At 63.1% G+C, this 22,267-nt stretch carries 21 protein-coding genes, 1 tRNA gene and 1 pseudogene; 9 read left to right on the forward strand and 14 right to left on the reverse strand.

Going from position 1 to position 22,267, the window contains the following annotated elements; translation table 11 throughout:
• Nucleotides 1–89: 89 nt before the first annotated feature.
• A complete protein-coding gene (locus tag EWM57_RS01780) occupies nt 90–368 on the forward strand; it encodes an acyl carrier protein (protein WP_129919417.1) in 279 nt (92 codons plus the stop codon).
• Between the two features lie 511 nt (nt 369–879).
• Here the strand turns inward: EWM57_RS01780 and EWM57_RS21815 are convergent.
• Nucleotides 880–1,233, reverse strand: a pseudogene (locus EWM57_RS21815) (YkvA family protein); the annotation flags it as partial.
• Nucleotides 1,234–1,437: 204 nt separating this feature from the next.
• Complete coding sequence (locus tag EWM57_RS01790) at nt 1,438–2,049, reverse strand: C40 family peptidase (protein WP_129919418.1); 612 nt, start codon at nt 2,047–2,049, stop codon at nt 1,438–1,440.
• Nucleotides 2,050–2,342: 293 nt separating this feature from the next.
• Here EWM57_RS01790 and EWM57_RS01795 point away from each other — a divergent pair, with 293 nt between their 5' ends.
• Entirely contained in the window at nt 2,343–2,732 is a 390-nt protein-coding gene (locus EWM57_RS01795) for a hypothetical protein (RefSeq protein ID WP_242509947.1), read from the forward strand.
• 268 nt (nt 2,733–3,000) lie between these two features.
• On the opposite strand, the gene EWM57_RS01800 is transcribed toward EWM57_RS01795, so the two are convergent.
• Nucleotides 3,001–3,735, reverse strand: a complete 735-nt coding sequence (locus EWM57_RS01800; protein ID WP_242509948.1) for an SDR family NAD(P)-dependent oxidoreductase — start codon at nt 3,733–3,735, stop codon at nt 3,001–3,003.
• 247 nt (nt 3,736–3,982) lie between these two features.
• Here EWM57_RS01800 and EWM57_RS01805 point away from each other — a divergent pair, with 247 nt between their 5' ends.
• The gene (locus EWM57_RS01805) at nt 3,983–4,798 is read left to right on the forward strand and encodes a hypothetical protein (RefSeq protein ID WP_129919419.1); all 816 of its coding nucleotides are present in this window, start codon (nt 3,983–3,985) and stop codon (nt 4,796–4,798) included.
• A gap of 86 nt (nt 4,799–4,884) precedes the next feature.
• Here EWM57_RS01805 and EWM57_RS01810 read toward each other — a convergent pair whose 3' ends face one another.
• The 6 genes from EWM57_RS01810 to EWM57_RS01835 all read right to left on the reverse strand — a co-directional run bounded on the left by EWM57_RS01810 (nt 4,885) and on the right by EWM57_RS01835 (nt 11,863).
• Complete coding sequence (locus EWM57_RS01810; RefSeq protein WP_129919420.1) at nt 4,885–5,703, reverse strand: phosphatase PAP2 family protein; 819 nt, start codon at nt 5,701–5,703, stop codon at nt 4,885–4,887.
• Between the two features lie 125 nt (nt 5,704–5,828).
• Nucleotides 5,829–6,626, reverse strand: a complete 798-nt coding sequence (locus EWM57_RS01815) for a heme ABC transporter ATP-binding protein (protein ID WP_129919421.1) — start codon at nt 6,624–6,626, stop codon at nt 5,829–5,831.
• Nucleotides 6,627–6,631: 5 nt separating this feature from the next.
• Nucleotides 6,632–7,708 (reverse strand): FecCD family ABC transporter permease, encoded by a 1,077-nt coding sequence (locus tag EWM57_RS01820; RefSeq protein WP_129919422.1) that lies wholly within the window; start codon nt 7,706–7,708, stop codon nt 6,632–6,634.
• The gene (locus tag EWM57_RS01825) at nt 7,708–8,583 is read right to left on the reverse strand and encodes a heme/hemin ABC transporter substrate-binding protein (RefSeq protein ID WP_129919423.1); all 876 of its coding nucleotides are present in this window, start codon (nt 8,581–8,583) and stop codon (nt 7,708–7,710) included. The genes EWM57_RS01820 and EWM57_RS01825 overlap by 1 nt, the downstream gene beginning before the upstream one ends.
• 151 nt (nt 8,584–8,734) lie before the next feature.
• Nucleotides 8,735–11,071 carry a TonB-dependent receptor gene (locus tag EWM57_RS01830; protein WP_165370378.1) on the reverse strand — a complete coding sequence of 779 codons (2,337 nt, stop codon included), beginning with the start codon at nt 11,069–11,071 and terminating at the stop codon, nt 8,735–8,737.
• Between the two features lie 237 nt (nt 11,072–11,308).
• Entirely contained in the window at nt 11,309–11,863 is a 555-nt protein-coding gene (locus EWM57_RS01835; RefSeq protein WP_129919425.1) for a hypothetical protein, read from the reverse strand.
• A 222-nt stretch (nt 11,864–12,085) separates the two neighbouring features.
• Here EWM57_RS01835 and nhaA point away from each other — a divergent pair, with 222 nt between their 5' ends.
• Complete coding sequence (nhaA, locus tag EWM57_RS01840) at nt 12,086–13,402, forward strand: Na+/H+ antiporter NhaA (RefSeq protein ID WP_129919426.1); 1,317 nt, start codon at nt 12,086–12,088, stop codon at nt 13,400–13,402.
• A gap of 69 nt (nt 13,403–13,471) precedes the next feature.
• Here nhaA and EWM57_RS01845 read toward each other — a convergent pair.
• A tRNA-Thr gene (locus tag EWM57_RS01845) sits at nt 13,472–13,544 on the reverse strand.
• 172 nt (nt 13,545–13,716) lie between these two features.
• On the opposite strand from EWM57_RS01845, the gene EWM57_RS01850 reads away from it, so the two are divergent.
• The 4 genes from EWM57_RS01850 to EWM57_RS01865 are packed head-to-tail and all read left to right on the forward strand — an operon-like array spanning nt 13,717 to nt 16,137.
• Nucleotides 13,717–14,181 (forward strand): hypothetical protein, encoded by a 465-nt coding sequence (locus EWM57_RS01850; protein WP_129919427.1) that lies wholly within the window; start codon nt 13,717–13,719, stop codon nt 14,179–14,181.
• Between the two features lie 28 nt (nt 14,182–14,209).
• Nucleotides 14,210–15,034, forward strand: coding sequence for a hypothetical protein (locus EWM57_RS01855; RefSeq protein WP_129919428.1), 825 nt, complete (start codon nt 14,210–14,212; stop codon nt 15,032–15,034).
• A 32-nt stretch (nt 15,035–15,066) separates the two neighbouring features.
• On the forward strand, nt 15,067–15,831 hold the full coding sequence (locus tag EWM57_RS01860) for an FkbM family methyltransferase (RefSeq protein ID WP_129919429.1): 765 nt from the start codon (nt 15,067–15,069) through the stop codon (nt 15,829–15,831).
• 15 nt (nt 15,832–15,846) lie between these two features.
• Nucleotides 15,847–16,137: a DUF4834 family protein gene (locus tag EWM57_RS01865; protein ID WP_129919430.1), complete on the forward strand. Its 291-nt coding sequence runs from the start codon at nt 15,847–15,849 to the stop codon at nt 16,135–16,137.
• 76 nt (nt 16,138–16,213) lie between these two features.
• Here EWM57_RS01865 and EWM57_RS01870 read toward each other — a convergent pair whose 3' ends face one another.
• Both EWM57_RS01870 and EWM57_RS01875 read right to left on the reverse strand, forming a co-directional pair.
• The gene (locus EWM57_RS01870) at nt 16,214–18,844 is read right to left on the reverse strand and encodes a DUF5686 and carboxypeptidase regulatory-like domain-containing protein (RefSeq protein ID WP_129919431.1); all 2,631 of its coding nucleotides are present in this window, start codon (nt 18,842–18,844) and stop codon (nt 16,214–16,216) included.
• A gap of 86 nt (nt 18,845–18,930) precedes the next feature.
• Nucleotides 18,931–19,812 carry a DMT family transporter gene (locus EWM57_RS01875; RefSeq protein ID WP_242509949.1) on the reverse strand — a complete coding sequence of 294 codons (882 nt, stop codon included), beginning with the start codon at nt 19,810–19,812 and terminating at the stop codon, nt 18,931–18,933.
• A gap of 169 nt (nt 19,813–19,981) precedes the next feature.
• On the opposite strand from EWM57_RS01875, the gene EWM57_RS01880 reads away from it, so the two are divergent.
• Nucleotides 19,982–20,482, forward strand: coding sequence for a regulatory protein RecX (locus tag EWM57_RS01880; protein WP_129919432.1), 501 nt, complete (start codon nt 19,982–19,984; stop codon nt 20,480–20,482).
• On the opposite strand, the gene EWM57_RS01885 is transcribed toward EWM57_RS01880, so the two are convergent.
• Together EWM57_RS01885 and EWM57_RS01890 are read right to left on the reverse strand one after the other, a co-directional pair.
• Nucleotides 20,479–21,108: a DUF4230 domain-containing protein gene (locus tag EWM57_RS01885; protein WP_129919433.1), complete on the reverse strand. Its 630-nt coding sequence runs from the start codon at nt 21,106–21,108 to the stop codon at nt 20,479–20,481. The genes EWM57_RS01880 and EWM57_RS01885 overlap by 4 nt on opposite strands.
• Before the next feature lie 62 nt (nt 21,109–21,170).
• Nucleotides 21,171–22,121 carry a 1-aminocyclopropane-1-carboxylate deaminase/D-cysteine desulfhydrase gene (locus EWM57_RS01890; protein WP_129919434.1) on the reverse strand — a complete coding sequence of 317 codons (951 nt, stop codon included), beginning with the start codon at nt 22,119–22,121 and terminating at the stop codon, nt 21,171–21,173.
• Nucleotides 22,122–22,267: the final 146 nt, after the last annotated feature.

Below are 22,267 nucleotides of genomic sequence, written 5' to 3' on the forward strand. Positions count from 1 at the left end.
TAGAGGCTCCTCTGCCCGAACGGGCACGAACGTTTGCTGCTGCGCTGCCTGCCGACACACTTTTTTCTTTTTTCCTGTCGTTTACTTGTATGATTTCCTCGACGACTTCCGCTCCTAAATCAATCGCGCAACAAGTAGTGCGCATCATCAGCAAGCGTAAAGCCATCAAGGCGGCGCGCCTGCGTGTCGGCAGCAGCCTGAGCCGGGAACTGGGCTTCGATACCCTGGACGTAGTAGACATCATCCTGGAACTGGAACGCAGCTTCCACATTACCATTCCGGATGAAGTACCGCTCAGCACCGTAGGTGACTTTGTCAACTACGTGTCCTTGCACACGCCCGAGCACGAGCACGTGCGCGCTGCCTAGTAAGCTTCGCAGCTAAGTCTGAAAAACATAAAAAGGCCCGCAACGTGAGTTGCGGGCCTTTTTATGTTGAAGTGGTAGCCAGGTTTTAGCGGACGTTGCCGCCGGTATCGGCTGCGCCGTCGTTGCGGGTCCGGCTGGCGTCGGTGGTGTTGGCGGTGGCGTCGGCCCGGGGTGTCACGTCGGTCTTGGGGGCCGGGTCGGTTTCGCTCGTCTGGCTGGGCTTGGGGTTGCTGCTGTCGGGCGAGGAAATCCCAGAATCCGTATCTGACTCCTTCGCTACGGGCGAGTGGAAGTCATTGGTGCCCGCGTGTTTGGCCGACTGAGTCGTTTCGCGGGGCTGGTCGGCGGCAATGGGGTGGCGGTCGGCGGGCGCGGTGGTTTTGGCGCTGGCATCCTGGCTGGTGCCGGGGCCCGAGAAAGAGCCGCCAGCGCTGCCTACTACCGTAACGTGAGTTTTTTCCCACTCGGCAAACTTCTCCAGCTCATCCTTCAGCGTCGAGGAAAACCAGGCTACCAGGGCCACGTCGTCGAGCAAACCCAGGACCGGAATGAAGTCCGGAATCAGGTCAATCGGGCTCAGGAAGTAGATAACCACGGCCACGGCGGCAATGATGGTGGGGGTGGGCAGCCCGGTGTACTCACCCGAGGCCGAAGAGCGAATCAGGCGGAACAGGGTCTGCATGGTTTCCCAAGCCTCGTGGGCCATGCTGCCCACGTCCTTTTTGTCGCTGGCCTTCTGGTAGGCGTCGGTCAGCAGCTGCTTGAGGCGGGTCGGCTTTTTGATGTATTCTTCAGCGCGGCCGAGAAACTTTTTGAAGATAGCCGAGGCGGCTACGCTCTCACCTTTAGGGTTTTGAGTATCCATACGGAGGAAAGGAATTAAGACAAATGGGCCATTGCGCCCGCAAGATACGGTCGGCGGCTGCCAGTGCTATACTGCTTCCCGGTAAAATAGGTTTTGGACTATACTAGGCTGGCCGCGTAGCCGGGCAAACCAGTTGGGGCGGGCACAAAAAAGCCCCGCTCAGCAGGAGCGGGGCTTTTGATAAGGCAAACGGTCGGCGGCGGGCTAGTTGGTCGCCACGCGGCCGGCGGCGTAGAAATTGCGGTGGTAATACGGCTGGTTGAGCGAGCTAACCATCACGCCGCCATTGCAGGCCGAGTGGGCAAACTTGCCATCCTGTAGGTAGATGCCCACGTGGTAGATGGGCTGGCCGGGGCCGCGGCGGAAGAACACCAGGTCACCGCTCTGCATTTCGGTTTTGGCCACATGCTTCACGTTCTGGAACATGGAGCGGGAGCTGCGCTGCAGCGTGATGCCGTACACTTCCTTGAACACGCGGGTCACGAAGCCGGAGCAGTCGGTGCCTTTCTTGGAGTTGTTGCCGTAGCTATAAGGAGTGCCAATCCAGTCGGTAACGGTCTGGAGCAGGTTTTTGTCCTCGTTGAAGGCCAGCTTGAGGCCCAGGGTCTGCGAGTAGTAGTTGTAAGCCAGCGAGTCGCGGGAGGAGGCCACGGTGGCGGGCTTGTCTTCGTCGTCGCCGCTGAAGGCGGAAAAGAGAGAGGCTTCGGCGGCTACGGGTGCTGCGGTGGTAACGGCAGGCGAAGCGGGGGTGTGCTCAAAGAAAAAGGAGAGGGCCAGCGAAGAGGCGGCGAGGCAATACAGAAGGCTGTTGTTCATTGTCCGTCGTAAGGTGGCAAAATCGGTCGTCGGCAGTGGCCACAGGACCGGAGCAAGCTATTGTTCTTCGATAGGTTTGGGCTAACCTGAGCGCGAAAAAAAAGACTGTTGAAAACCAGTGTTTTCGACCAAAATTCGAAGTTTTCTATTCTGGCCGTTGGTTAAAGCTAAGTCCGGAAAAGCCAAGGGTCCTAACTTTTAACCCGAAATCGGTAAAGATTCCTGGTAAAATTCAATGATTTGCTCGAAAATTTAAGGTTGAGCTTGCAACCCCTACTAAAATCATGTCGTATATGCGCACCTTAAAAACCCGTGCCATGGCTGTCCCGCGCATCATCGAAAATTCTCCTTGGGCCAAGCTCGCCCGGCTCAAGCTCAAGGCCGGCAGCGTGGCCATGGTGTTGGGGCGGAGCATCCACCTGAGCGGAGTCACGCGGGAGCAGTTTTTAAGCGACCCGCACTGGGTGGCCCACGAGATGGAGCACATCCGGCAGTTTGAGGAATATGGCCGCTTTGGCTTTCTGTGGCGCTACCTAGTGGGGTGGGCCCGGCACGGCTACTACCACATTCCCTTCGAGGTGGCCGCCCGCGAAGCCGGGGAGCGGGACGCACTGCTCTACGCCGCCAACGGCGTGCTGCCCCCACCCGAGCTGCGCCACCCTACGCCGAAGGTGAAATTGTGAAGTGCTGCACGGGTGAGCTTTTGTTCGACCGGCGCGAGGAGGCACGACCTTCGCGCATTAAGCGGCATCAAGCCGTACTGGGGTAATGAGCCGAGTTGCCTTACACTAGAAAGCCCTGACGTTAGCTAACGTCAGGGCTTTTTGCTGAAAAGAAGCTGTAGGCACTTCAGAGTACGAATTGCTCCGGCTTACGTTTGGCAAGTACAGATGGGCCGCAAGCGTCAGCCGAACAAAAACTCACCCGTGCACCACTTCCCCATTTCACCACTTACAGCGCCGCCAGGCGGCCACCGTCGACGGCCAGGGTGGAACCATTGATGAAGTTGGCTTCCGACGAGGCCAGAAAGCAGATGGCGGCGGCCAGCTCTTCGGGCTTGCCGACCTGGCCGGTGATTTTCTCCTTGCCGCTCTTCACGTTGGGGTTGCTCCACAGCATGGGCGTGTCCACGGCGCCGGGCGCCACGGCATTGATGCGGGCCTGGGTGTAGGGAATTTCCAGGCTCAGCCCGCGCACGAAGGCTTCCATGGCGCCCTTGCTGGCCGCGTACGACACCACGTTGGGCGTGGTCTGGTGGGCGTGCACCGAGCTGACTGTCACGATGGTGCCACCCTTCATATGGGGCAGGCAAAGTTGGCAAAGGCGAAACAGGGCCCGCAGGTTCACGTTCATCAGCTGGTCCCACTCCTTGGGGTCGAGCTTGAGAATAGGCTCGAAGGTCATCATGGCCGCGTCGTTGATGAGCACGTCGATGCGCTGCAACTTGGCCAGGGTTTTGGCCACGGCGTTCTGGAGCTGGGCGTCCTTGCCCACGTCGGTGCGGATAAACATAGCCTGGCCCCCGGCCGCCTTGATTTCCTGTACTACTTCGCGGCCTTCCGCGGCATTGCGCCCCAGCGCCACCACAATGCCGCCTTCGCGGCCCAGCTGCACGGCCGCCGCGCGCCCGATACCCGATGTGGCCCCGGTGACGAGGCAAACTTTATCCTGAAAACGCATGCTCATAGCTGACGACAAATATCTGGGAAAAGGGGGGCACCCGGCCAAAGCCGACCGGTCGCCCCGACCACGAATTCATGGTTTACGGCCCGGCCGCGGCATGGTTAGGGTGGGGCCCCGAGGCGGGCCGGGGTGGGCGTTTGGCAAAAACCCGCCCCCATTCGCAACCCCAGCCCGACGCTTTACGAATAGGGAAAACGCCCGGCAGGTTTGCCGGCGCGTTTGTCTTCGTCTTACTAACCACGTATTTGCCATGGAAAACAAGCCCAATCAACCCACCTCCGGTTCTTCTTCGCAATCTACTGGTGCCGGCAAAACCAACCCTTCGGGCGCCTCGTCCCAGGCTGGTAGCACTTCGTCGCAAAATCCTTCTGACCGCAACCGTACGTCGGCCGCTGCTTCGGCTAACGCCGCCGGCGCCGGGTCAGCTACCAATACCAATACTTCGACTTCGCCTGCCTCTTCCACCACCGATTCTTCGTCCCCGACCTCGGGCCAGACCGGTCGCCAGAATCAGGACCAGTCGCAAAGCCGCAGCCAGCAGGGTCTGCAGAGCAACGACCAGAACCAGGACCGCACCAAGCAAAGCGGCCAGCAGTCGTGGATGAACGTGTCGTCGTGGCTCGATGGCACCAATCAGCTTCCGCAGTCGGTAAAAGATCTGGGCACTAAGGCTACAGACCAGTTCAACAAGCTTAGCAACACCCAGAAAATTGTGGGCGGCGCCCTGCTTGTGAGCGGTTTGAGCTGGCTGGCCCTGCGCTCGAAGAGCCAGCCCCAGCCCAAGAGCCGTAAAACTGATTACCGCTCCAGCACCACCTACCGCTCCGGCGGCGCCGATTACAACACCGACTACGGCCAGAGCCGTCCTGCCTACGGATCGGGCACCACGGCCGACCAGAAATTCCAGGGTCCGTATGGCAATTCGCCTTCGCGCGGCATTTCCGACGACTACCCTACTAAGTCCACCTCCGGCAGTTCCGATTCGGGCTACCGCAGCGGCAGCACCCGCCCCGACTCGGCCAGCACCTCCGGCTTCGGCGAGGACGATTACAGCAGCGACCTGTAGGCCGTAGTTGTAATAGATAAGTGAAAAGGCCGGCTGCATTACGCAGCCGGCCTTTTTTTATGGACTCAGCTTTCGGACCTGAATTGCTACTTGGTGGGGTGCCAGGTGAAGCTCAGGCCCATGCCGCCGCTGGGGCCGGGCTGCCACATCGGCGAAAAGCTCGTGCCTTCGAGCAGGCGAGGCTTGCGGCCCCAGCGGTTGCGGTGCGACAGGTAAGCCAGGTGAGCCGACAGGATGCCGATGCCGGCCCCGGCCACCACGTCGGACTGCCAGTGCTTGGTGTTAATCATGCGCAGGGCGGCTACGCTGGTGGCAATGGTATAAGCGCCGATGCCGTACCACTGGCTTTTGTCACGAAACTCGTTGTGCACGATGCTGGCTGCCAGAAAGGCCTGGGCGGTGTGGCCGGAAGGAAATGAGAGGTTGTCGGAGCCGTCGGGCCGGGTTTCGTGGCTCAGGTTTTTGATGGCAAACACTGACGCCAGCATCAGGGCTTCACCTTTCAGAATAATCAGGCCCGTGTTGATTCGGTCGTCGCGCGACTCCACGCCGGCCAGAGCCACGAGGCCCAGCTCGGCGTAGGGGGCAACAATGAGGATGTTGTCGAGCTTGGTGCGGTAGGTAGGAAAGAGCTTGTGAATGTCGCGGTTGGCCTGCTGGTTGGTATAAAAGCCGCCCCCGTTGAAGGTGTAGGCCCCGTAGCCAATCAGAATGGCCGGCACGATGCTGGCTTTGACGAGCTTCTTTTGGAAAAACGGCTTATTCGGCCGCACCGGAGAAACGCCCGCCGGGTTTTCGTACTTGTGGGTCGTGTCGGCTGGGGCCGTGACCTGAGCGGCAGCCGGGGCCAGTGGGGCCGCGGCCAGCAGCAGGGCGGCGAAGAAAGTGGTAAGCGAAGTGCGCATGCAGAAGGAGAAAAGAGTGGGGAGGCCGCAAAAGTAAGCCCGGATCCGGAAGCTGCGCCGTAGCGCCCGACTCCAATTTTCGCGGTAGAATGGCTCATACGGACTTCCGCCACCGGCCGATGTGCTTATTTTTCCTCTTCGCTTTCCGCGTAAATCACCAGGGGCTTTTGGGTAACCGGGTTGGTAATAAGGGCCATGCGCACGCCGAACACTTCCCCCAGCAGCTGGTCGGTCAGCGCGGCCGGGTCGGGCAGGGTGGCGTGAATGTGGCCGTCTTTGAGCAGCACCAGCCGGTCGGCGTAGGTTAGGGCCAGGTTCAGGTCGTGCAGCACCGTGACGACCACGGCCTGCTCCCGGGCCAGCTGCCGGGCCCGGCGCAGCAGTTGGTGCTGGTACTGAATGTCGAGGCTCGAAACGGGCTCATCGAGCAGCAGCACCCGGCTGCCGGCGGCCGGGGCTTCCCAGATTTGGGCCAGCACCCGGGCCATCTGCACCTTCTGGGCCTCGCCGCCGCTGAGCGTGGAATAGTCGCGCCCGGCAAAGCTGCTCATGCCCATGTCGGCCAGGGCCTGGCGCCCGATCTGCTGGTCGAGCAGGGTGGGGCGGCGCTGAAAGTGAGGGTAGCGGCCCATCAGCACCACATCCTCCACGCTCAACGGAAAAGCCAAGTGAATTTCCTGCGACAATACCGCCCGTCGTCGCGCCAACTCGGGGCTGGCCAGGGTGCGCAAATCCTGGCCGTCGAGCAGGATGCGGCCGGCGCTGGGCGGGTAGAGGCCGGCCAACAGGCGGAGCAGCGTCGTTTTGCCGGCGCCGTTGGGACCCAGCAGCACCGTGACTTCGCCCGGCCGGCATTCCAGCGTGGCGTCGTGGAGCAGGGTTTTGCCCGGCACGGCAAAGGAAGCATGGTCGGCTGTCAGCATAATGGTTAGGCGTAAAACCCGCCCCGGGAGTTGAGCTGCCGGTATTTCGACAGCAGCCAGAGAAATACCGGCGCCCCGATAAAGGCCGTGAGCACACCGATGGGCAGCTCGGCCGGGGCAATGATGGTGCGGGCCACCGTGTCGGATACAATCATCAGAATAGCGCCCAGCAGGGCCGAACCCAGAATCAGCAGACGGTTGTCGGAAAAGCCGGCCAAGCGCAGCAGGTGGGGCACAATCAGGCCCACGAACCCGATGACGCCGACCGTGGCCGTCGCCACGGCCACCAGCAGGGTGTTGAGCAGCAGAATGCGGTTTTGCAGCTTCCGCACGTCGATGCCCAAGTACTGTGCCTCGGTTTCGCCCAGCTGCAGGGCATTCAACGACTTAGCGTAGCGCAGCGCCACTAGTCCGCCCAGAACCGTGACCAAGCCCACTAAGTAAAACGAGGGCCAGTCGGCGCTGGAAAAGGAGCCCAGGCTCCAGAAGGTGATGGAGCGGGCCTGCGGGTCGCGGGCAATGTAGGACAGAAAGCCCGTGCCGCCGGCCGCCAGAGCATTAACGGCAATGCCGGCCAGCAGCATCGAAGCCACCGTGACCCGCCCCTGGGCGGCCGACAGCCGGTAGACCAGGGCCGTGGCGGCCAGGGCCCCCACGAAAGCCGCCGCCGGCAGCACCAGGGCCCCCAGCACCGGCACATTGGCCCAGCTCAGGGAGTTGCCGAGCACGAAAATAATGGCCGCGCCCAGGGCCGCCCCGGCCGAAGTACCAATCAGGCCCGGCTCCACGATGGGGTTGCGAAACAATGCCTGCATCAGCGTGCCCGACATCGACAAAGCGGCGCCCACGCAGGCGCAGAGCAGCACCCGCGGCAGCCGAATCTGGAAAAACACGCCCCGGTGCAGCGTGGCCATGGGGTCGGGGTTGGGCGGCGTCAGGCCGAAAGCTTCGCCCAAAAAGCCGCCCAACTCAGGGTAGGTGAGGGCCATGGCGCCGAGGCGGGCCGACAGGACCAGCACCAATAGCAGCACGGCCGTCAGCAACCCAAAGTACAGGCGCACGCGCCGTGGGGAAAGAGTCACTACTGGGCGGGCTGCTGGTGAATAAGCTTCTGGAGCATGAGCACGTTCTGGCCGGTGCGCGGACCCAGGTACACCATGTCGTGCTCCTCGACGCGGTAGATGCGGTTGTTTTTGGCCGCCGGGGTGAGGGCCACGCCGGGCAGTTGCTTGAACTTCTCCAGCCCGCCCTGCCGGTCGTAGCCGAAGTCGGTGGCCAGAATCACGTCGGGCTGGGCCTCGGCAATAAGCTCGGGGCTGATGGGCTTCATGCCCTCAGCGGCGTTGAGGGAGTTGACCCCGCCGGCCCAGGCCACCATCTGCGTGCCGGTGCTTTTCTGCCCCATGGCCAAGTAGATGTTCTTCTGCAGGCCGTAGTGAATGATAACCACCTTGGGATGGTCGGGGTACTGCTTGACGTTTTCGGCGGCCTGGGCCATGTCGGCGGTAAGCTGCTTGGCCAGCTCATCGGCCTTGGCCCGCTGCCCGAACCCGTCGCCAAGCTGCTGGAGCAGCTGGCAGGTTTCGGGAATCGTTTTGCTGGCCGAAAATTCCTTGATGGGGATGCCCACGTTCTGCACCTGGGTCATCACGGCGGCGGGCGCAATGTTGCCGTCGGAGTACACCACCGTGGGCTTGAGCGAGATGATGCCCTCGGCGTTGAGCAGGCGGTGGTAGCCCACGGTGGGCAGCTTCTTGGCCGCCGGCGGGTAGGTGCTCGATAAGTCTACGCCCACGAGGCGGCTTTCCGCGCCCAGGGCGTAAATCATTTCCGTGAGCTGCTTCGATACCGACACGATGCGCTCCTGCTGAGGCTCGGTGGCCGCTTTTTCTTCGTTGCGGAACCGGTTGCAGGCCACGGAAGCCAGCAAAACGGCAGCGTACACTATTTTTTTCATGAGAGGTTCTTCAGAAATAAACCGATAACCCAGAACGTCATGCTGAGCGAAGCCGAAGCAACCCTACTGCTTCGTTTGAATAGTAGTCCAACGAAACGGGAGAGATGCTTCGACCGGCTCAGCATGACGACTTCAAAGGTTTTCAGTCAGCTTAAAAGGTATAGTTCAGATTAACGCCGGCGTACCAGTTGCGGGGCATGCCGGGGTTGTAGAACGTGGGCTTGCCCACGGGCGTCGTCTGGTTCAGGGCCACCGAGGCCACGTAGCGCTTATCGGTGATGTTGTCGAGGCCCCCGAACACGTCGTAGCCCAGGTGCCCGGCCAGCTTGTTGCGGATGCCCAGGCGGCTGTTGAGCAGCCAGTAGGAGGCAGCGTAGCGGGCGTTGTTGTCCGACATGGGCGTGCGGTCCGTGAACTGGGAGGTCAGGTTCAGGTAAATGCCGGGCTGGGTTTCCACGTCGAGGCCGCCGGTAAACAGGTTCTTGAACGAGCCCGTCACTTGCTTGCCGCTGAAGTCGCCGGAGGGCGCCTTGTAGTCCTTGAACTCGGCGTCGGTGTAGGTGTAGCTCACGAAGGGCCGCACCTGGGTCAGCACGCCGGGCTTGGCGGGGTCAATTAGGTTGCCCGACAAAGCCAGCTCCACGCCCTTGTATTCCGACTTGCCGGAGTTCACGAAGTAGGTTACCCGGTCGGGCGTCACCTGGCTCACGAGGCCGTTTTTGACCTGCATCCGGAACAGCGTCACGTCGTAGTTCAGGTGGTTGCCCAGGATGGTGCCGCGGGAGCCCAACTCCACGTTCTGGTTGGTTTCGGGCTTCACGTCGGGGTTAATCGGGCCACTGCCGATGGGCGCGGCGGCCGTCAGGGAAATCTGGCTGCTGACGGGCGGCGAGAAACCCGTGCTATACTGGGCAAACACCGAAAACTTATCGTTGAAGGAGTGCAGCACGGCCACGCGGGGCGTGAAGGTGGGGTCGAACTGCCGGTAGCCCGAGGAGCTTACCGCGGGCTTCACCTTCGGAATCAGGTCCATGATGGTGTACGACACCACGTTGTAGCTCACGCCGGCCGTCACGGTGGTGTGCTCGGTCACGGAGGCTTCGGCCTGGGCAAAAGTGTTGGTCTGAATCGACTTCACTTCCTGGTCCATGCTGATGGCGCCGGTTTCCTTGCCCACGGTCGTCAGGAAGGCGTAGCGCTTGTTCACGTCCTGGGTGGCCATGTACTCGGTGCCCACGGCGAAGCGGGTGGCAATGCTGCCCAGCGTGGGCGAGTAGGTAAACACGCTGCGCACGCCGCGCTTGGCGCGCTGGGCGTGGGTGTAGCCGGGCTCCACCGGGCTGAGCGAGTTGGAGTTCGAAGTAAACAGCGTCGTTGAGTTGGCGAACTTGTCGGTGAAGCGGTAGGTATGGGTCAGGCCCAGGCGGGTGATTTCGGCGTCCACGCCGATGTCGCGGTTGGTGTAGGCCGGGGCCGTTTTGAGGTAGCTGGTGAAAAAGTCGGTGCTGTCGAGCTCCCCGGCGTAGTTGTCGTGCTGGTTGGTGTAGGTGCCCAGCACGCTCACGGTCTGCTTGTCGCTCACGTAGAAGTCGCCGGCCACGGTCACGTAGTCCTTGCGGCTGTTGGAGTGGGCGTCGCGGAAGCCCTGGGTTTCCTGGTGGCCGTAGTTCACGAGCAGGTTCACCTTGTCGGTGCCGATGCCCAGGCCGGTGTTGGTGCGTAGCAGGCCGTATTTACCCACCGTGGTGCCCAGATTGATGCTGGTGCCGGGCGCGGCTTTGCGGGTCTGGAACGACACGACGCCACCGAGCGTGGCGCCGTAAATCGTGGAGGCGGGGCCCTTCACCACGTCGATGCGGCCGATGGTGGTGTAGTCGAGGTCGTCGAGGGAAGTCGTGCCGTCCGCTTCCGACAGCGGAATGCCGTTCTGGTAGAGCTTCACGCCCCGGATGCTGAAGCGCCCGTAGGTGCCGCCGATGCCCCGAATCACGAGGTTCGACTGCGAGGCCGCGCTGCGCACGTTCATGCGCACGCCGGGCACCTGGTTGAGGGTGTTTTGCAGGAAGATGGTGTTGTTGCGCTGCAAATCTTTCTCGGTCACGATGGTCAGCGCGGCCGGGGTTTCGAGCAGCTTGCGGTCCGTGCCCGTGCCGTAGCCAATCACCTGTACCTCGCTCAACCCCGTGTTGGAGGGGGCCAGGCCGATGGTTAGGGGCGCGTTAGCATTCTTGATGGCAATTTCCTGGGGCACGTAGCCCAGGGACTGCACCCGCACGGCGCGGAATTCTTCGGCCGCGCTCAGCGAAAAGCGGCCCTGCGCGTCAGTAGCGACGGAGGTGGTCTGGCCTGCCACTACTACGGCGGCGCCCACTAGGGGCTGGCGGCTCTGTTGGTCGAGCACGGTGCCCGTTACGGTAAACTGCGCCCAGGCTGGGGCGCTCAGCAGCATTCCGGCCAACAGCAGGAACGTGGTAAACAATGATTTCATACGGAAAGAGGTGTGACCTGAAAGGGTCAGGATGAGGAGTCCGGCTCCCAGAAAGGGGAGCGGAGAATATCGAAATGTCGAAATGAGGAAAAGGGCCACCAAGGCCGCGCCAGCCGCGCCCATAGGAACTGGGCGGCGGCCAAAAGCTAGGAAGGCCCGTGCCCGCCCAACGCGCCGCGCGAAGCCGCCGGTAAAAACCATCGGCGCGCTACCTGGCAGTAGAAAAACGGGAGCTGGTTAAGCCTGAAAGCAGGCCGGGCGCCGGGGCGGGGCGAAGGGCACTTCGGCGGGCAAGGAGCTCAGCGCCGCCGCGTAGAATGCGTACTTCGGCTTCACCACCCGTCCCCCGGAACTGCCGGCCAGGCGGACAGCGGGGAGCAGGAAGCTGAGCTTAGACAGGTCGCTGAAGGCCTTTTTAGCCGACTTGCGGGCCCCGGCCTCGGGGTGGGCGTACTCGCGCACGTGCTTGACGAGGCCGGCCAGCAGCTTTTCCTCGCCCCGGTCGTGCCAGCAGAAATAGGTGACGGAGTCGGCGGTGGCGCGCTGCCGCACGATGTCGTAGCGCTGGCCGCGGTAAGAAAACTCGTGCGGCTCGTGCCACTGCAAGGGCGCCGCACCGGCAGGGTGCCGGGCCACGGTGATACGGACCAGCGCCGCATCGGGCAGGGAGGAGCGCCGTAGCTTCTCGGCCGTCCGCCGCAGCTCGTGCTGCTGCCACATAGCCACCGGATACACCCCTACCAGATTGTAGAGGAAAACGGTGAGCAGCAGAAAGACGCCGAGATGCTTCAATGAAACGGATTTGACCAGGTAAAACTACGGTAAAAATAAGGCGCTGCCGCCAATTCGCGGCCATGGTGCCGGGCTTTTAAATCCTGGCTCAACCGTAGCCCCCGGCAACCCCTAGGCCGTAGAAAGCCCGGGCCGGCCGGGTGTAGCCCCCGCCAATTGCCGATATTGGCCCGGCTTCGGCGGATAGCGCGCCGACTCCCCCAAACCCCGCCCCTTACCCTGATGGCCGTAGCTCAACTCATTCGTCCCTTGGTGCAGCCCTTTGCCGAGTTTTTCCGGCGGGAAGCGGCCGGGGGCATTGTGCTGCTGGTCAGCGCCGCGCTGGCCCTGCTGCTGGCCAACACCAACTGGGGCCCGGCCCGGTATTTCCCCGGGCTCTGGGACCAGCACCTGCGCGTGGCCTTCAACGGGCTGGTGCTCGACAAAAGCCTGCTGCACTGGATCAACGACGGGCTGATGACGGTGTTTTTCCTGATTGTGGGGCTGGAAATCAAGCGCGAAGTCCTCGACGGGGAGCTGGCCACGCTGCGGCAGGCGGCGCTGCCCATTGCCGGGGCCGTGGGCGGCATGGTGGTGCCGGCGCTGCTGTTCACGCTCTTCAACCGCGGCACGCCCACGTCCGGGGGCTGGGGCATCCCGATGGCTACCGACATTGCCTTTGCCCTGGCCGTGCTCCAGCTGCTCGGCCCGCGGGTGCCGCTGGGCCTGAAAGTATTCCTGACGGCCCTGGCCATCGTCGACGATTTGGGCGCGGTGCTCGTTATTGCCGGTTTCTACACCCGGGAGCTGCACCTGCCTTTTCTGTACCTGGCCCTCGGCACCTGGGCCGGGCTGCTGGCGCTAAACTGGCTGGGGGTCCGCAGCCTGATTCCGTACCTGGCCCTGGGCGTGTTGCTGTGGTATTTCACGCTCGAATCGGGAGTGCACGCGACGCTGGCCGGGGTGCTGCTAGCCGTGGCAATTCCGGCCCGCATCGGGCACGCGCGGCCGGTGCTGCTGCGCCTGCTGGAAGAGCGGCTGCTGTTTATCCGCGACGAAGCGCACGGCGCCGACGCCGACCCGCGCACCATCAGCGAGGAGCTCGAGCACCTTTCTGACCTGATCAGCTCCCCGGCCCAGAAGCTGGAGCAGCGCCTGCACTCAGTCGTTGCCTTTGGCATCATTCCCCTATTTGCCTTTGCCAACACCAGCCTCGCTCTCGACGCGTCGGTGTTTGGGCAACTGACCTCGCCGCTGGGGCTGGGCATTCTGGCCGGGCTGGTGCTGGGCAAGCCCCTGGGTATCGGGCTGCTGGCCTGGATTACGGTGCGGCTGGGCTGGGCCGCGCTGCCCCCGGGCGTGTCGTGGCGGCAGCTCTGGGGCGCGGGCATCCTGGGCGGCATTGGGTTTACCATGTCCCTCTTTATCACCTTGCTGGCGCTGGGGGAGCACTCGGCGGGCGAAGCCGTGGCCAAGCTGGCCATTCTGCTGGCCTCGCTCGTGGCGGGCACGGTGGGCTACCTGCTGCTGCGCACTACCAAGCCGGCGGAAGCCCGATAACGCAAAAAGGCCCGAAAAGAGCTTGTGCCTGCGCATCAGCAACCTTTCGGGCCTTTTGAAAATAAAGTGAGCCTCTTATTGGACTCGAACCAACGACCTGCTCATTACGAATGAGCTGCTCTACCAACTGAGCTAAAGAGGCATTTCCCGCTGAACCGTTCGTCCGCCGGGGCTGCAAAGATAGACAGACTAGGAAACAACGCGCAAGCCCCCCCGGGAAATTTTTGTGACGCAACCTGCCACGGCCGCCCGGCGTTGGAAAAAGAAGGCCGTGGCGGACTCTTCCGCGCCGGGCCTCCTTTTTCTGACTGCCTATGAAACGCAAAAAATCTGACTCCCTGCTGCAAGCCCTCGGCAGCGGCCTCGCCGGCGCCCTGGCCCTGACGCTGCTCCACGAAACGGCCCGCCGCCTGCGTCCCGAAAATGCCCCGCGCATGGACGTGCTCGGAATGCGCGCCCTGCGCAAGCTCCTGCACCAGGCCGAAGCCCCGCAGCCCAACGACGACACGCTTTTCAACCTGACGATGGCCGGCGACGTGCTGTCCAATGGCTTGTACTACAGTCTGGTGGGCAGCGGCAAAAAGGCCTGGCAGCGCGGGGCCGTGCTGGGGCTGGCGGCGGGCGTGGGCGGCGTGGTGCTGCCGGGGCCGCTGGGGCTAGGCGAGGCTCCCAGCGCCCGCACCCCCCAGACCAAGCTCATGACCGTGGCCTGGTACCTGGTCGGCGGCCTCGTGGCGGCCGGTACCTCCCGGGCCTGGCGCCGGGCCCGGAAGGGCTAAAAGCGCAAAACGGCTATCTTAGCCGCCTATGATGCCTTCATTTTCCGCGTTCGGACGCCGGTTCGGGGTCTTTCTGCTACTCCTGCTGACTCCCTTACTGGCCCGGGCCGATGCCTTGGACGGCGCCATGCTCATGTTTGAAATCCTGGCCGTGGTGGCGGGCTTGGCGTTGTTCGGCGTGGTCCTGACCTTACTGGCTTACTTCCGACCGGAGTCGCGGGTGCTGCAACTATTGAATGGCATCGGGTTTTGCCTGAGTTTGCTGTTGGGCCTGCTCTGGGACCAGGTTTTCAACTCTTCGACTTCGTCAAACCTCTTTGGGGGCTTCAATCCTTTCCTGGGCGCGGCGGTTCCGCTGGCGCTGTGGCTGGGCGGCGTCACGCTGGCCCGGCGCGAAATGCGGCCCAGGCGCCGGGTGGTGTGGGTGGCGGCGGCCGTCTTTGGGGCGCAAATGCTGCTAAGCCCACTGCTGCGGACGCTGCTCTGGAGCGTGGTGGGCCCTGCTGTTTTTGTTAGCGGTGGCCTGAGCTGGGTGTGGTGGGCCATCAGCCTACTGCTTTCCTTCGCCGTGTGGTGGCTGGTGCTGGAGCAGGCCCAGCGCCACTGGCGCCTCGACTGGCACGAGCCCCGGCAGTGGCTGCTGGCCCCGGCGCTGGAAGCCGTTTTTAGTTTCCTGCTTAGCCTGACATCAGTGTTTTCGTCGCTGGGAGAAGGCGCGGAACTGGCGTCGTGGGGCCAGTTTGTGGCCACGCTGCTGGGGTATGGAATGCTGGGCTGGGCCGTGGGCGTGCTGGCCGTGAAGCTAAACCAGCAGCGCTACGCGGCCGCCGACGTGGAAGAACCAGCCGGCTGAATTCCCCGCTTTCCAGCATCTTTGCGGGCAGTATGATGAAACAGCTCCGCAAACTTCTGGTCCGCACGCTTGGCTTTGAGCGCTACATCCGTTTCGTGAGCCGCGTGTACCTGCGGCTGGTGGGCGCCGGCTGGGGCCGGGAGAAGTACCCGGAGCTGTTTTTTCTGCAGAAAATCATCCGCCCCGGCTTTATCTGCCTCGACATTGGCGCCAACCTGGGCTACTACTCCGTGGCGTTGTCGCGGCTGGCCGGGCCCACGGGCAAGGTGCTGGCCGTGGAGCCCATTCCGCAGTTTCAGGCCATCTGGCAGGACAACGTCAAGCTCAGCGGCGTCGACAACCTGACGCTCTTGCCCTACGCCCTGGGCAGCGAAAACACCACGGTGCAGATGGGCACCCCGGAGCGCGACGGCCTGCTCCACCACGGCATGACCAAGGTAGCGGCCAGCTCCAGCACCGAAACCTACGCCCGCACCTACGACGTGCCCATGCGCCGCCCCGACGAACTGCTGGCCGACTTGCCCCGGCTCGATTTCGTGAAGTGCGACGTGGAAGGCTTTGAGTCGGTGGTATTCGAGAACATGCAGGCCACGCTGCGCCGCTTCCGCCCCCTAATTCAGACCGAGCTCAATGGCCTCGCCAACCGCCGGGCCGTGGTGGCACTGCTGGCCGAGCTGGGCTACAAACCATTTGTGCTCTCGGCGCGTTTTGAGCTCGAACCCTGCTCGGCCGCCCAGCTCGAAAGCCACGTCACGGCCGACTTTTACTTTCAACCCACTGCCCCCCCAGCTGCTTAAAACCGCAGCTTCCCGATGGTCAAGTTCGTTCTCACTCTCCTTATCATCACCTTCGTCGTGCGCTACGTACTGCCGGCGATACTGCGTTTTTTCGTGGCCAGCTTCGTGCAGAAGCAGGCCCGCAAGTACACCGAGCAGTTTGGCGGCGCCCCGTTTGAGGCCCCGTTCGGCCCGCCGCCCGGCTCTGGTCCCGGCCGCGGCCCCGCCGGCCAGGTCCACGTCGACTTTATTCCGCCCAAGGAAAAGCCCCGCAAGCCCCAGGAATTCAAGGGCGGTGAGTACGTGGATTTTGAAGAAGTGAAATAGATTCAACTCAATGCAAATGGCCTTCTGCTCCCGGCAGAAGGCCTTTTGCATTTTCTACGTAAGCACCGCGCCGGCCCTACAGCCCTAACCCGATCCGCACCCCCGTGCCCAGCTGCCGTCCCGATTGTAAGGCGGAGTAGAAATCGACGCGCAGGGCTCCGAAGATGTGCTCGATGCCCACGCCCAGCTCCACGTAGTGGCCGGCCTGGGGCGTGTGCAGGTAGTTGAACGAGGCCACTTCCTGCCACTTCAGCCGGCGCAGCAGCGGGAGCTTGTTCACGAAGAAGCCGTTGAAATGCTGGTTGTAGTGGGCCTCTACGTACCGGTCCCGGGTGCTGAACTGGTAATAGTCGAGCAGCTGGAACTGGGCGAAGTTGCCAGTGAGTAGGGTGCGGTTGCCCGAGAAGTGGCGGTAGTCCATAAACGAGAGGCGCGGCGTGCCCAGAAACCGGCCCGCGGCCACGTTGTAGGTGCCCGTGCCCAGCAGCCCCATGCTGATGGTCTGGTTGATGCCCACGGCCAGCAGGGTGTAGCGCACGTCGGAGCCGAGCAAAGTGGGCACGCCCTGGCGGTAGGTGGCGCGAAACGTGGGCGCGGCAGTGCTCAGGTTGTACTTGCCGTCGGGGCGGGTGATGTAGCGCTGCCCGGGCCGGAAGGAGGCGTTCAACTCGAAGGTCAGGGCCTGGTTGCGTCCGAAGCCGGGGTCGGGCGTCTCGTCGTTGAGCGGGCGGTTGGGCGTAAAGGCGCGGCCCGGCACGTCGCGCAGCAGCTCGGTGGTGGCATTTTGCAGCTCCCGCCGGTCGTCGTAGCCCAGGGCCGTGCGCAGGGTGAAGCCGTTGAACAGTTCACGCAGGTAGCTCACCTCGGCCCCGGTGCGGCGGTAGTACTTGGCCAGGTTGCGGTTGTCGAGCAGGGTATAGGCCGAGTTGATGAAGGGCGTGAGCTGGGTGTTGCGGTCGAAGTTTTCGATGGTTTGCCCCACGGTGAAACCCACCCGCGCCAGCCGCACCGGGTCGTGCTGCCAGGAGCCGGTCAGGCTCGGGCTGAGCAGCTTATTGGCAAAGCCGTAGCGGAGCGTGGGCGTCAGGCTGTAAAAGCGCCGGTCGTCGGTGTCCTGGGTGTAGGTGGCGTAGGCATTCACCACTGCGCCCTCCACCGTGTTGTACTGCACGATGTTGAACACCGGCGCCACGTAGAGGCGGCGCTTCTCGAACGTGTTGGAGTGGGTGTAGCCCAGCAGCAGCATACTTTTCGGGTCGGGCTTGTTACGCACGTGGTCCAGCGAGTCCTGGTAGGGGCGCGACTTGCGGATGACCTCGGTGCTGTCCTTGACCTGGTAGTCCTTTTTTTCTTCGTCGGTGAGCGGAATCGGGCGCACTTCGGCCCAATAGCTCGAATCCCGCTCGTTGGCGCTCTTATCCACCAGCAGTACCTCGCCCTTCGGCACCCGCTCGATAGGCTGGCCGGTGAGGGAGTCCACGGTGGCGCGCTTCACGCGCTGGCGCACCTGCCGGGCCAGGCCGCTGAAGGACGGTTTCTGCTTTTTAACTTCCGCCACCGTTTCGCGGCCCACTGGCGCGGGCGCGGCCGTCGAAGCTGGGTTGGCGGCCGGCGCGGTGGCCACCGGGCGGTTGGGGTAAGTCGGCGTCACCTGGTAATTCGACAGAATGGCCGTGATGTAGCCGTTGCCCTTGAAGCCAAACTTCTCGAAGCCCATGGTCACTTTCTGGGACTGCATCACCCACACGTCGGAAGGGCCGGGAGCGGGGGCAAACTGCTGCTCGATGTGGAGGCGGTCGAGGTACTTGAGCTGGGCGTCGGCGGTCAAATCCAGCGACACGGAGTGCAGGCGCCAGGTGCCGTCCACGATGTAGATGTGGCCCGAGGAGAACACCGGGTCGTTGCGGCGGCGGCCCGTCACCCTGATTTTATGAATGGTTAGGTTGCCCTGCCGGGTGCTGCCCTCCAGCTCATACTTGTAGAAGAGCATGGCATTGCTGGCAATGGGCGAGACGAACCCGCGCTCCGAAAAGCCGCTTTTGAGCAGGTTGTTGTAGAAGTTGAGGCCCTTGCCGGAGTTGGCTGAGTTGAAGCTGATGCCCTTCGCGTCGCCGCTGATGCGCGACGAAATCATCCGCTCCCGAATCACGTCGGGCTGGCGAAACGTCATTTCCGACACCGATTCCGACAGGTAAAAGATACCCGGCTTGATGTCGGGCCCGATTTTCATCAAGCCCAGCACCCGACCCGGCACGTCAATCAGCCGGCCCAGGGCCTTGATGTAGCTGCGGGCCTTGAAGGCGGCCACCTCGCGCTGGTGGTAGGGGCGCCAGTTGATAGCCTGCTGCACGATGGCGTAGGCCGGGTCCCGGTCGGAGCCGCGCACCACCACCTCGCCCAGCTTGTAGTTTTCGGGCGTCAGCGTCACGTTCAGCACCGTGGCTGAGTCGGCGCCGGCCACGCGCACGTTTTCGATGCGCGGCCGGTAGCCCACGTACTGAAATACGAGCTCGTAGCGGCCGGGCTCGAGGCGCAGTTGGTAGTTGCCCTGCTCGTTGGAGGCCGTGCTGGTGGCCGAGCCCCGCACGGCAATGTTGGCGAAAGGCAGAGCCGCGCCTTGCGGATCGGTGATGTGGCCGCGGACGATGCCCGCGCGGGCGCCAGCAGAGAGGACAATCAGCAGTAGAACGAGTAGATAGCGGGGCATAGCGGCACAGTTCACGGACGTTGTGAAGGTAGATAGAAACCGGTCGGCAAAAGTTGTCCGCCGCCGCCAAAAGGTGGTTTTCTTCGTCAGGCCACCACTTCCTCGGTAGGCGCCACGGGCACGGCGCGGGGCTGGCGGGCCGTGTACCAGGTGTTGAGCCCCACGCCCAGCAGCACCAGGGCCATGCCCACGTAGGAGCCTGAGTCGAAGGTTTCGTTGAAGATCAGCAGGCCGAAGCCCACCGCGTACAGAATACCGATGTAGTTGAGATTGGCCACGCTGGAGAGCTTTTCGGCCTGGTAGGCCTTGGTCATGCACACCTGGGCGCCCTGGCTGAGCAGGCCCGTGAGCAGCAGCCAGAGCCAGTCGAGCCCCTGGGGCGTCACCCAGTGAAACAGGCAATACACCCCGGCAATGGGCAGGGCCACCATCGGGAAGTAGAACACGACTACGAGCGGGTCCTCCTTGCCCTTGAGGCGGCGAATGGAGTTGTAGGAAAAGCCCGCAAACAGCGCCGAGGCCACCCCGCAGGCCAGATACAGCGGGTCGACGCGGGTATCGACGCCTTCCACCACGAGCACGCCGGCGAAGGAAACCAGGAAAAACAGCCACTGCCAGGGCTGCACTTTTTCGCGCACGATAAAGATGCCCAGCACGGCCGTGAAAATGGGCGCCAGGTACTGCACCGTCACGGCCGTGGCCAGGGGCATGTGCTGGATGGTGAAGAAGTACAGAATCAGGGACGCGGCCCCGGTGATGCCCCGGGCAATAAGAAAGAAGTGGTTGGAGCCCCAGGGCCGGATGCCCAGGGCTTTCAGCGTGAGGTAACTCACGAGTACCGACAGCGCCGAGCGAAACAAGATGATTTCGAGGGCCGGCAGGTGGGGCAGCAGCTTCACGCACACGTTCATGAGGGCAAACAGCAGCGTGGCAAGCAGCATGTAGCGGGCACCGCGGGTCAGGGGCATCGGGCGGGAAAGGCAGGTGGGGCAGTCGGGACGCGGCGCAAAGGTCGGCTTCGAAGGGCTAACCGCCGCGCCGGCCGGGAGGTTTGTCCGGCTCCGGAGGGCCGAACGACTCGGCTGTTTTCGGCGTTAGCATAAGCTACCCTTTCTCAATCCGCCGTATTTTTCCCCCATGGATCAGCCCAAGCGCAAGTTTTATACTCCCTCCGAAGCCCTGCCCAAAATTGCCGCCTTCTGCGCCTACCAGGAGCGCAACCAGAAGGAAGTGGAAGCCAAGCTGCGCGAGTACGGCCTCAACGAAGACGAAGCCGGCGAAATTATCATCCGTCTGAGCCGGGAAAAGCTGCTCGATGAAGAGCGGTTTGCCAAGGCCTTCGTGCGGGGCAAGGTGCACATCAAGAAGTGGGGCCGCCGCCGCATCACCCAGGAGCTCAAGCAAAAGGGTATTTCCGACTACTGCATCAAGGTCGGGATGAAGGAAATTGACGGCGACGAGTACTACCAGAACCTGCTCGACACGCTCGAAAAGCGCAACCGCGTCGAAAAGGAGCGCAACCAGCGCCTGCGCCGCCAGAAGCTGACGATGTTTCTGACCGTAAAAGGATACGAAAACGACCTCATCCGCATGGCCCTTGACGATTTGGGCAAGGAAGCGGAGGAAGGCGAGGACTAGCGCCGGCCGGGCAGCTGGGGCAGCGCCATCTGCCGGGTGAGCACCACCCGGCGGCCGGTCATGGTTTCGAGCATGGGCCGCAGAATTTTCTCGGCGTTCTGCTCGGTCTGGGCCAGAATACCCGACTGCAGGGCGGCCGCACGTACGTTCTTCTCGGCGTACTTGTAGCCGGCATCAACGAGCTCGGCGTCCTGGAAAAAACCATTTTCGACGCTGTACACCCGGCTCTGGCTGTGGTCGACCTGCCAGGTGCAGATTTCCGCGGCCGGCAGAGCAATGCGCACCACGGAGTCGCCTTCAAATACTACGTCCTGGGGCTGCATCTTGCGCAAATCGAGGCAGCCCACCGCGTCGCCGGCCACGATGAGGGCCACCTTGGCGTCGGGCAGAAAACGGTAGGTGCTCTTTTTGTACTCCACCACGTCCTTGAAATGGTAGCGCACCAGCTCGAGCCGGCCCAGGGACTCCACTTTCTGCAGCACCGTGTTGTGGGTCACGGTGATGCGCGGGGTGGGGTTGAGCGGGTTCTCAAACAGCGCGGGCTGCACTTTCTTCCACAGAAACCAGCCCAGGCCCACCAGAAACAGCAGCGGGAGCAGACGACGGAGCAAACGGGTAAGCGGCATACGAACGGACAGGGAGTTTAAGCAAATACGGCTCAGCTTGGGTTTTGGCTGTCCCGGGCCTTTTACGGCAGCGCGGGCCACGCGGCGCTCCGGTGCCCGAAACGCTGCCGGAATCCCGCCCAGCCCTGCAGGCCGCCGGTGTGCACCGCCACCACCGTGCTGCCGGGCCGGAAATGTCCCTTGGCCACCAAGTCCAGCACGCCCCAGAGTAGTTTGCCGGTGTATACCGGGTCGAGCAGCACGCCGTGCCGGGCCTGAAAGGCGCTGATAAAGCCCAGCAGCTCGGCTGAGAATTTGGCGTAACCGCCAAAGTGGTAATCGAGGTGCAGGCTCCAGTTGGCGTACTCCTGCCCCGCCGCGGCCCGGGTCAGCGCGTTGACTTCCTCGCGCAGAAAACCCCCGTTTTTCAGCGCAGCCACGCCAATAGCCTCTTGCTGGCCGGCCAGCCCCGTCAGCAGCCCGGCCAGCGTGCCGCCCGTGCCGCAGGCCACGGCTACCACGTCGAAGCTGGTCAGGGTGCGCAGCTCGGTTATGAGTTCGGCGCAGCCCGGCAGGGCCAGGGCGTTGGTGCCGCCTTCGGGCAGCACGTAGGCCGGGCCGGTTTGAGTGAGCAGGTCGGCCAGAAAAGCCGGCTCCGCCCGGCGGCGGTAGGCTTCCCGGTCAAGGTAGCGCAGTTGCATCCCGTCGGCGGCGGCCTGGGCGAGAGTCGGATTCAGGGGCAGGGTTTCTTCGCCCCGAATCAGGCCGATGGTGCGAAAACCCCGCAGCCGGCCCGCGGCGGCCACGGCGGCCACGTGGTTGGAAAAGGCCCCGCCGAAGGTCAGCAGCGTATCGTGGCCCTGCTGGTGGGCGGCCTGCAGGTTGTACTTGAGCTTGCGCCACTTGTTGCCGGGCAGCTCGGGATTAGTCAGGTCGTCGCGGAGCAGCAGCAGGCGCACGCCGTGCCGGGCGGCCACGGGCTCCGACAGCTCCTGGAGCAGCAGGGGGCGGGGGGCGTCTTGTTCGTCTGTCATCCTGGGTTGCGGGCGAAGGACTTTGCTTTTCACCCCCGGCAAAGTTCGCTTAAATGCGCACAGCCCTTCACCGGGGCGGTGAAGGGCTGTGCGGGAAGGTTGGCAGGGCAGCTGAAAAAGGTCTAGCCCGGCGTTAAAGCTACCAA

This window comes from Hymenobacter persicinus (assembly GCF_004167665.1).
Lineage (GTDB): Bacteria > Bacteroidota > Bacteroidia > Cytophagales > Hymenobacteraceae > Hymenobacter > Hymenobacter persicinus.

Bases quoted from the DNA above. Each gene is read 5' to 3' on its own strand.
- EWM57_RS01780 (WP_129919417.1), top strand. From the start codon at position 90: ATGATTTCCTCGACGACTTCCGCTCCTAAATCAATCGCGCAACAAGTA.
- EWM57_RS01790 (WP_129919418.1), bottom strand. From the start codon at position 2,049: ATGAACAACAGCCTTCTGTATTGCCTCGCCGCCTCTTCGCTGGCCCTC.
- EWM57_RS01795 (WP_242509947.1), top strand. From the start codon at position 2,343: ATGCGCACCTTAAAAACCCGTGCCATGGCTGTCCCGCGCATCATCGAA.
- EWM57_RS01800 (WP_242509948.1), bottom strand. From the start codon at position 3,735: ATGAGCATGCGTTTTCAGGATAAAGTTTGCCTCGTCACCGGGGCCACA.
- EWM57_RS01805 (WP_129919419.1), top strand. From the start codon at position 3,983: ATGGAAAACAAGCCCAATCAACCCACCTCCGGTTCTTCTTCGCAATCT.
- EWM57_RS01810 (WP_129919420.1), bottom strand. From the start codon at position 5,703: ATGCGCACTTCGCTTACCACTTTCTTCGCCGCCCTGCTGCTGGCCGCG.
- EWM57_RS01815 (WP_129919421.1), bottom strand. From the start codon at position 6,626: ATGCTGACAGCCGACCATGCTTCCTTTGCCGTGCCGGGCAAAACCCTG.
- EWM57_RS01825 (WP_129919423.1), bottom strand. From the start codon at position 8,583: ATGAAAAAAATAGTGTACGCTGCCGTTTTGCTGGCTTCCGTGGCCTGC.
- EWM57_RS01830 (WP_165370378.1), bottom strand. From the start codon at position 11,071: ATGAAATCATTGTTTACCACGTTCCTGCTGTTGGCCGGAATGCTGCTG.
- nhaA (WP_129919426.1), top strand. From the start codon at position 12,086: ATGGCCGTAGCTCAACTCATTCGTCCCTTGGTGCAGCCCTTTGCCGAG.
- EWM57_RS01850 (WP_129919427.1), top strand. From the start codon at position 13,717: ATGAAACGCAAAAAATCTGACTCCCTGCTGCAAGCCCTCGGCAGCGGC.
- EWM57_RS01855 (WP_129919428.1), top strand. From the start codon at position 14,210: ATGATGCCTTCATTTTCCGCGTTCGGACGCCGGTTCGGGGTCTTTCTG.
- EWM57_RS01860 (WP_129919429.1), top strand. From the start codon at position 15,067: ATGATGAAACAGCTCCGCAAACTTCTGGTCCGCACGCTTGGCTTTGAG.
- EWM57_RS01865 (WP_129919430.1), top strand. From the start codon at position 15,847: ATGGTCAAGTTCGTTCTCACTCTCCTTATCATCACCTTCGTCGTGCGC.
- EWM57_RS01870 (WP_129919431.1), bottom strand. From the start codon at position 18,844: ATGCCCCGCTATCTACTCGTTCTACTGCTGATTGTCCTCTCTGCTGGC.
- EWM57_RS01875 (WP_242509949.1), bottom strand. From the start codon at position 19,812: ATGCCCCTGACCCGCGGTGCCCGCTACATGCTGCTTGCCACGCTGCTG.
- EWM57_RS01880 (WP_129919432.1), top strand. From the start codon at position 19,982: ATGGATCAGCCCAAGCGCAAGTTTTATACTCCCTCCGAAGCCCTGCCC.
- EWM57_RS01885 (WP_129919433.1), bottom strand. From the start codon at position 21,108: ATGCCGCTTACCCGTTTGCTCCGTCGTCTGCTCCCGCTGCTGTTTCTG.
- EWM57_RS01890 (WP_129919434.1), bottom strand. From the start codon at position 22,121: ATGACAGACGAACAAGACGCCCCCCGCCCCCTGCTGCTCCAGGAGCTG.